Origin of the sequence: Mesorhizobium sp. M7A.F.Ca.CA.002.04.1.1, assembly GCF_004022805.1 — a bacterium.
Classification (GTDB): Bacteria; Pseudomonadota; Alphaproteobacteria; order Rhizobiales; family Rhizobiaceae; genus Mesorhizobium; species Mesorhizobium ciceri.
This window is the reverse complement of sequence record NZ_RZPL01000464.1, coordinates 1-4638: the sequence shown is the minus strand read 5'-3', so window position 1 is coordinate 4638 and position 4638 is coordinate 1. Positions and strand designations below refer to the sequence as shown.

Below are 4638 nucleotides of genomic sequence, written 5' to 3'. Positions count from 1 at the left end.
GACCCACGGTGACGCCATCACCGTCGGTTTGCGGCCCGAGCATATCAAGCTGGCGGACGACGGTGCGTTGAAGGGCGAGGTGGGTGTGGTCGAGCCGCTCGGCCTTTCGACGCAGTTCTACGTCAAGCTAGCCAGCCAGCAGCTGTGCGTCTTTGCCATGGGCCGTGCCGGCGTCAAGTCCGGCGACGTGGTGCGGTTGGCGGCCGAACCGGACCAGCTGCATCTGTTCGATGCGAAAAGCGGCGAGCGCATCGGCTGAGGGGACGCAGCCGGGTCGGATGCGGGCAGCCGGATCAGGCGCCGCTATCGGGCGGGACATACACGGTAACGCTACATTTCAATTGGATAAAATAGCGGAACGTCCAAGAGACATTTCCGGAACCTAACAGGATCGCTCGGACCTTTGCGTCTAGGGCGCAAGACCTTAGTCCCGCCGTCTTCTCAAAAGAACGGAGGTCATTTCGCCGCGAACTAGGCCACCGTCGGAGTTAGTCAACACCGACGGTGGCCCCTGCAATATGGGCGAGTGGGTTGTGTGCGGATATGGTGTGATCGCGGAAGGCGATTGTAGACCGCTAACCGCGAGGGCTTCTTTTGGACAGCGGCGAGCTGTCCAACGGGTTTTCAGCCGATTTGGCCGATCGCCGCTCCTTCAGCCACAGGGACTTCTTTCTCCTTGCCAGGTTCTCGTCTCGAACGCTGTCTTCGGCGGTCACTCCGCCATGCATCGCGGCAATCACGTAGTCGGCTCTGTTGGTTCGAAAGTCGCCTTTTTGTACGGACATCGTTTTCTCCCAGTGCGAGGCATTTCCCCCCTTTTTGCCTGACGCTGAAACTAACTACTTATCCGTGGTGCAAGTCTACCAATTGGCGATTGTATTAAAACGATACACTCAGATGGTGCGATCGCACGAGAGGAGCCCATCCTGGCGAGGCTTCTTCATTGACCCTGTTGTGATCCTTGCGGGGGTGCCGCGGCGGGAGGTGTCGGAGCCTGCGGTGCGGGTTCCGTGGAAGGCGTGGCGGGGGTGTCAGGCTGAGGTGCAGGCGGTGCGGCCTCTTCCTCAGTCAGAACCTGGTCAGTCCTGGCCTTGATCTCATCGGCCGTCTGCTGGCTTATCAGCCCGTTGCTGACGGCAAAGCCAGCAGCCAGAGCGACAAGGGCTGCAATGATTGCAGCTTTCAACTTCTTCGACATCCATAGGCGCCTTATTCGTGACACCCAACCCACGGCCAAGGGTGCCGCAACCATGGCTAAGGGTCAATCCTTTGGCTGGAGTCTCTGCTCGGATGCAACGAAATCAACTGTTACAAACGAAAAACGCCGCCCATTGGGCGGCGTTTCGGCATTGCGGCGGGAAACCCGGATTACTTGATCTTGGTTTCCTTGAACTCGACGTGCTTCTTGGCGACCGGGTCGTACTTGCGGAACGACAGCTTGTCGGTCTTGGTGCGGCTGTTCTTGCTGGTCACGTAGAAGAAACCGGTGTCGGCGGTCGACAGAAGCTTGATCTTGATGTTTGCGGCTTTGGCCATGATATCAGTCCGTTTGTTCGTGGGGTTTTGGCCGCTGGAGCACGGGGAAACACCCGGACGCGGGAAACTTGGCGCGACACATAAAGAACGCGCCCGGAAAGTCAAGCCCGGTAGGCCTTGTGCGACCCACCAGAGCCGGCTCGGGAGCGGAAATCATGCGGTTTCCGTCGCCGATGCCGCAACCTTCTTCCAGTCTCCGGTCGTGTTCCACCAGCGATTCGGATTGGCGCGGTCGTCCAGCCCCTTGGAACGGCTGGCGAGAATCGGCTGAATGCGGATCACCGGTTCCTGGTAGGAGTGCGCCTGGAAAATCGCCTCGACGACGCGGGCGGCCAGCGCCTGGTCGTCCGGCAGTTCGAAGGAAACCTCGACCGTGCCGGGGCGCCGCCGCAATTCGGTTTCGGCGCCGGCGGCCGCACCGTCAAGCGGCCTGTAGCGTTCGATGCCGTGCGCCGACTGATAGGCATTGCGGTCATATTTGCCCATGGCCAGCGGCGCGATCGCCACCACGGCATCCATGATGCGGTCGACGTCGGCGGCCGGAGCCTGGAAGGTCACGAGCAGAAGCAGTGTCATTCGTAGCGATGTGGTTTCAAAGCCGCTGTCGATCATGGAAGTGTCCTCAAGTGTTTTGGGACACCTTTTTAGCCCTGTGCTCCTGACACGGTTCTGTCAGCAGCCTGTCACCGTGCCGTGCCAAATGCATGGCAGGCCGCAGTCGCGCTACAGCAGGATCTTGCGAACCAACCTGACGGCGACCAAAGCGATATAGGCGGCGAAGAACAGGCCGAGCGACCAGCCGAAGCCGGACGGGCCGAACGCATCCATGCCGATGCCGATCGCCTGCGGCCCGAGCACCATGCCGACGCCGTAGCACAGCACGAAGGCGGCATTGGCCGACGCCAGTTCATGGCCGGAAAGCTGCGAGCCGAGATGGGCAAGGCCGATCGTGTACATGGCAGCGACGACGCCGCCCCAGACGAACAGAAGCGCGGCCATCAAATGCCAATTCTGGGCGAAGAAGGGCATGAACACGGTGCCGATAAGACCGACCGTCGCGCAGGCAATCAGCAGGTAGCGGCGATCGCTGACGCGGTCGCTGATCATGCCGATCGGGATCTGCAACAACACATTGCCGAGGCCGATCATGGTCAGCAGAAGGGCCGCATCGGCCTCGGAATAGCCGATTCGGCTGCCGTAGATCGGGAACAGCGCAAAGCCGCCGGTTTCCACCGCGCCGAACACCAGCACGGCAGCGGTCGCCGACGGCACCAGCCAGATGTAGCGCAGGAAATTGCTGGTTTCGCCATCCGAGGCGATCGACGGGCTCTCGTTGCGTGCTGCCAGCACGGGTATGGCCGCCAGCGTCACCAACGCGATGATGACGCCGAACGGCCTGAAGCCGGAACTGCCGAGATGAGCGAACAGCCACGGTCCGGCGGCAAAGCCGAGCGACAGGACAGTGGCGTAGATGCCAAGGACAAGGCCGCGCCGGTGCGGCGGCGCCGAGGTGCTGATCCAGAATTCAGACAGGATGAACAGCACCGTCAGCGCAATGTGCAGCACGATGCGCAGTGGAAACCACATCCAGAAATCGGGTGCGAAATGGAAGCCGACAAAGGCCAGCGCGCCGGCGGCGATCATGGCGATCATGGTCCAGGCAACGCCGAAGCGCATGGCGAGCGGGGTCGCCAGCGGCGCACCGGCGATCGAGGCGAGGCCGGCGACGGCGGTGTTGAGGCCGATCATCGAAGCCGAGTGGCCGCGTGTTTCAAGGATGACGCTGAGCAGCGGCATGCCGAGGCCGATGGCGATGCCGACGACGCTGATCGACGAGATCGCCGCCACCATCGGCAGCCAGTGTACGCGCTCGTCGCCCTTTGGTTGGGTATCGACCGTCATGGATGCTGAATACTCTGTCTGTTTGATCTTACGCAATTCGGACGGAAAACCGCGTCACACTTTCCTGGAATTGCTCTAGAGAAGTTCGCGGATGAAGCGCCTGCGGACCAGCCGGTAGAAGGGCACGGGACCGCCTGGACGCAACAGCGGATCATGGGCGAGGCGCTTTTCCAACTCGTCCAGGATCATTCGGGTGATGTCGGGTATGTCGGCTTCCCTGGCCTTGGCAAGCGGCAGCCAGACCAGCTCTTCCAGTTCGTTGGTCGGACCGCCACCGGGCAGCTCGACCGCGACGTCGTCACGCCAGGCGCTGAAGAAACGGGTGTCGAAGCGGCGCACCCGGTTGGGCGGCGTGATGGCGCGCGCGACGAAGCGCAGCATGTCGAGAGAGGGTTGCACGCCGTGTTCGGCAAAGCCTTGCCAGTCGGATCTGGGGGTTGCGAAAGCACCCTTGCGGCCGATCAGCAGCCCGGCTTCCTCATAGGTCTCTCGGATGGCCGACAGGGCGATGGCGCGGGCTCGTGCGGCGCTTGTGCGCCCCGGCCCGGCGATCAGCTTGGCTTCCTGCTTCGGGTGCAGGGCGGCGACGACCGGTATGCGGCTATCGGCCGGATCGGTGCGGCCGCCGGGAAAGACGAACTTGCCCGGCATGAAGGCGTGGCCGGCATGGCGGCGACCCATCAGAACCAGTACGTCGTCGTCCTTGCGGTCGAGCAGGATGAGGGTTGCCGCGTCGCGCGGGCGAATTGGCCGGCCGCTATGAGCGATCATGCTCCGCTCGATCCTGTCGACTTCCGCCTTGGTCATACCGTCCATGCGCAGGACCTAGCGGAAACTTCTGGCAAGCGAAAGTGGCCTTTCACGGTCGGTATGTTGCGCCAGGCAGCATTCTTGGCTGCGGCCTAGGCTCCGGGATGCGGCTCGATCACGTCGTGCTCGCCGCCGAAGCCGTGCATATAGAAGGCCCATTGCAGTCCGATGACGGCACCCTTGACCGGCTGCAGCAGCGCAACCGACAAAAGGATGGTCAGCGGCACCCAGATGGCGATGTGCTGCCATATGGACAAAGTCGACGTCGCCTCCACGCCCATGAAGGCGCCCAGCACGATGTGGCCGACGATGACGATGACGAGGTAGGCCGGCAGGTCGTCGGCCACATCGTGCTGGGCGCCTTCATGGGCGTGGAGGCGACGTCGACTT

7 protein-coding genes are annotated in these 4638 nt (G+C 62.4%); 1 reads left to right on the top strand and 6 read right to left on the bottom strand.

All coding sequences use genetic code 11. From position 1 onward, the window contains the following. Positions 1 to 259 (top strand): TOBE domain-containing protein (locus tag ENZ75_RS21780; RefSeq protein ID WP_128278307.1); only part of this gene is annotated, 259 nt, incomplete at its 5' end. A 316-nt stretch (positions 260 to 575) separates the two neighbouring features. On the opposite strand, the gene ENZ75_RS34650 is transcribed toward ENZ75_RS21780, so the two are convergent. From ENZ75_RS34650 to ENZ75_RS21745, 6 genes are all read right to left on the bottom strand, one after another. After that, the gene (locus tag ENZ75_RS34650) at positions 576 to 785 is read right to left on the bottom strand and encodes a hypothetical protein (protein ID WP_013531922.1); all 210 of its coding nucleotides are present in this window, start codon (positions 783 to 785) and stop codon (positions 576 to 578) included. Between the two features lie 583 nt (positions 786 to 1368). Further along, entirely contained in the window at positions 1369 to 1536 is a 168-nt protein-coding gene (rpmG, locus tag ENZ75_RS21765; RefSeq protein ID WP_006201775.1) for a 50S ribosomal protein L33, read from the bottom strand. A 153-nt stretch (positions 1537 to 1689) separates the two neighbouring features. Continuing rightward, positions 1690 to 2148 (bottom strand): hypothetical protein, encoded by a 459-nt coding sequence (locus ENZ75_RS21760; protein WP_024503577.1) that lies wholly within the window; start codon positions 2146 to 2148, stop codon positions 1690 to 1692. 111 nt (positions 2149 to 2259) lie between these two features. Further along, positions 2260 to 3438, bottom strand: a complete 1179-nt coding sequence (locus ENZ75_RS21755; protein WP_024503576.1) for an MFS transporter — start codon at positions 3436 to 3438, stop codon at positions 2260 to 2262. Positions 3439 to 3513: 75 nt separating this feature from the next. Continuing rightward, positions 3514 to 4254 carry an NUDIX domain-containing protein gene (locus ENZ75_RS21750; RefSeq protein ID WP_063167899.1) on the bottom strand — a complete coding sequence of 247 codons (741 nt, stop codon included), beginning with the start codon at positions 4252 to 4254 and terminating at the stop codon, positions 3514 to 3516. Between the two features lie 86 nt (positions 4255 to 4340). Then, on the bottom strand, positions 4341 to 4638 hold a 298-nt coding region (locus tag ENZ75_RS21745), incomplete at its 5' end, for a DUF983 domain-containing protein (protein WP_128278305.1).

Excerpts from the sequence above, each read along its gene's own strand:
- ENZ75_RS21760 (WP_024503577.1), bottom strand. The coding sequence starts at position 2,148 with ATGATCGACAGCGGCTTTGAAACCACATCGCTACGAATGACACTGCTT.
- ENZ75_RS34650 (WP_013531922.1), bottom strand. The coding sequence starts at position 785 with ATGTCCGTACAAAAAGGCGACTTTCGAACCAACAGAGCCGACTACGTG.
- rpmG (WP_006201775.1), bottom strand. The coding sequence starts at position 1,536 with ATGGCCAAAGCCGCAAACATCAAGATCAAGCTTCTGTCGACCGCCGAC.
- ENZ75_RS21755 (WP_024503576.1), bottom strand. The coding sequence starts at position 3,438 with ATGACGGTCGATACCCAACCAAAGGGCGACGAGCGCGTACACTGGCTG.
- ENZ75_RS21750 (WP_063167899.1), bottom strand. The coding sequence starts at position 4,254 with ATGGACGGTATGACCAAGGCGGAAGTCGACAGGATCGAGCGGAGCATG.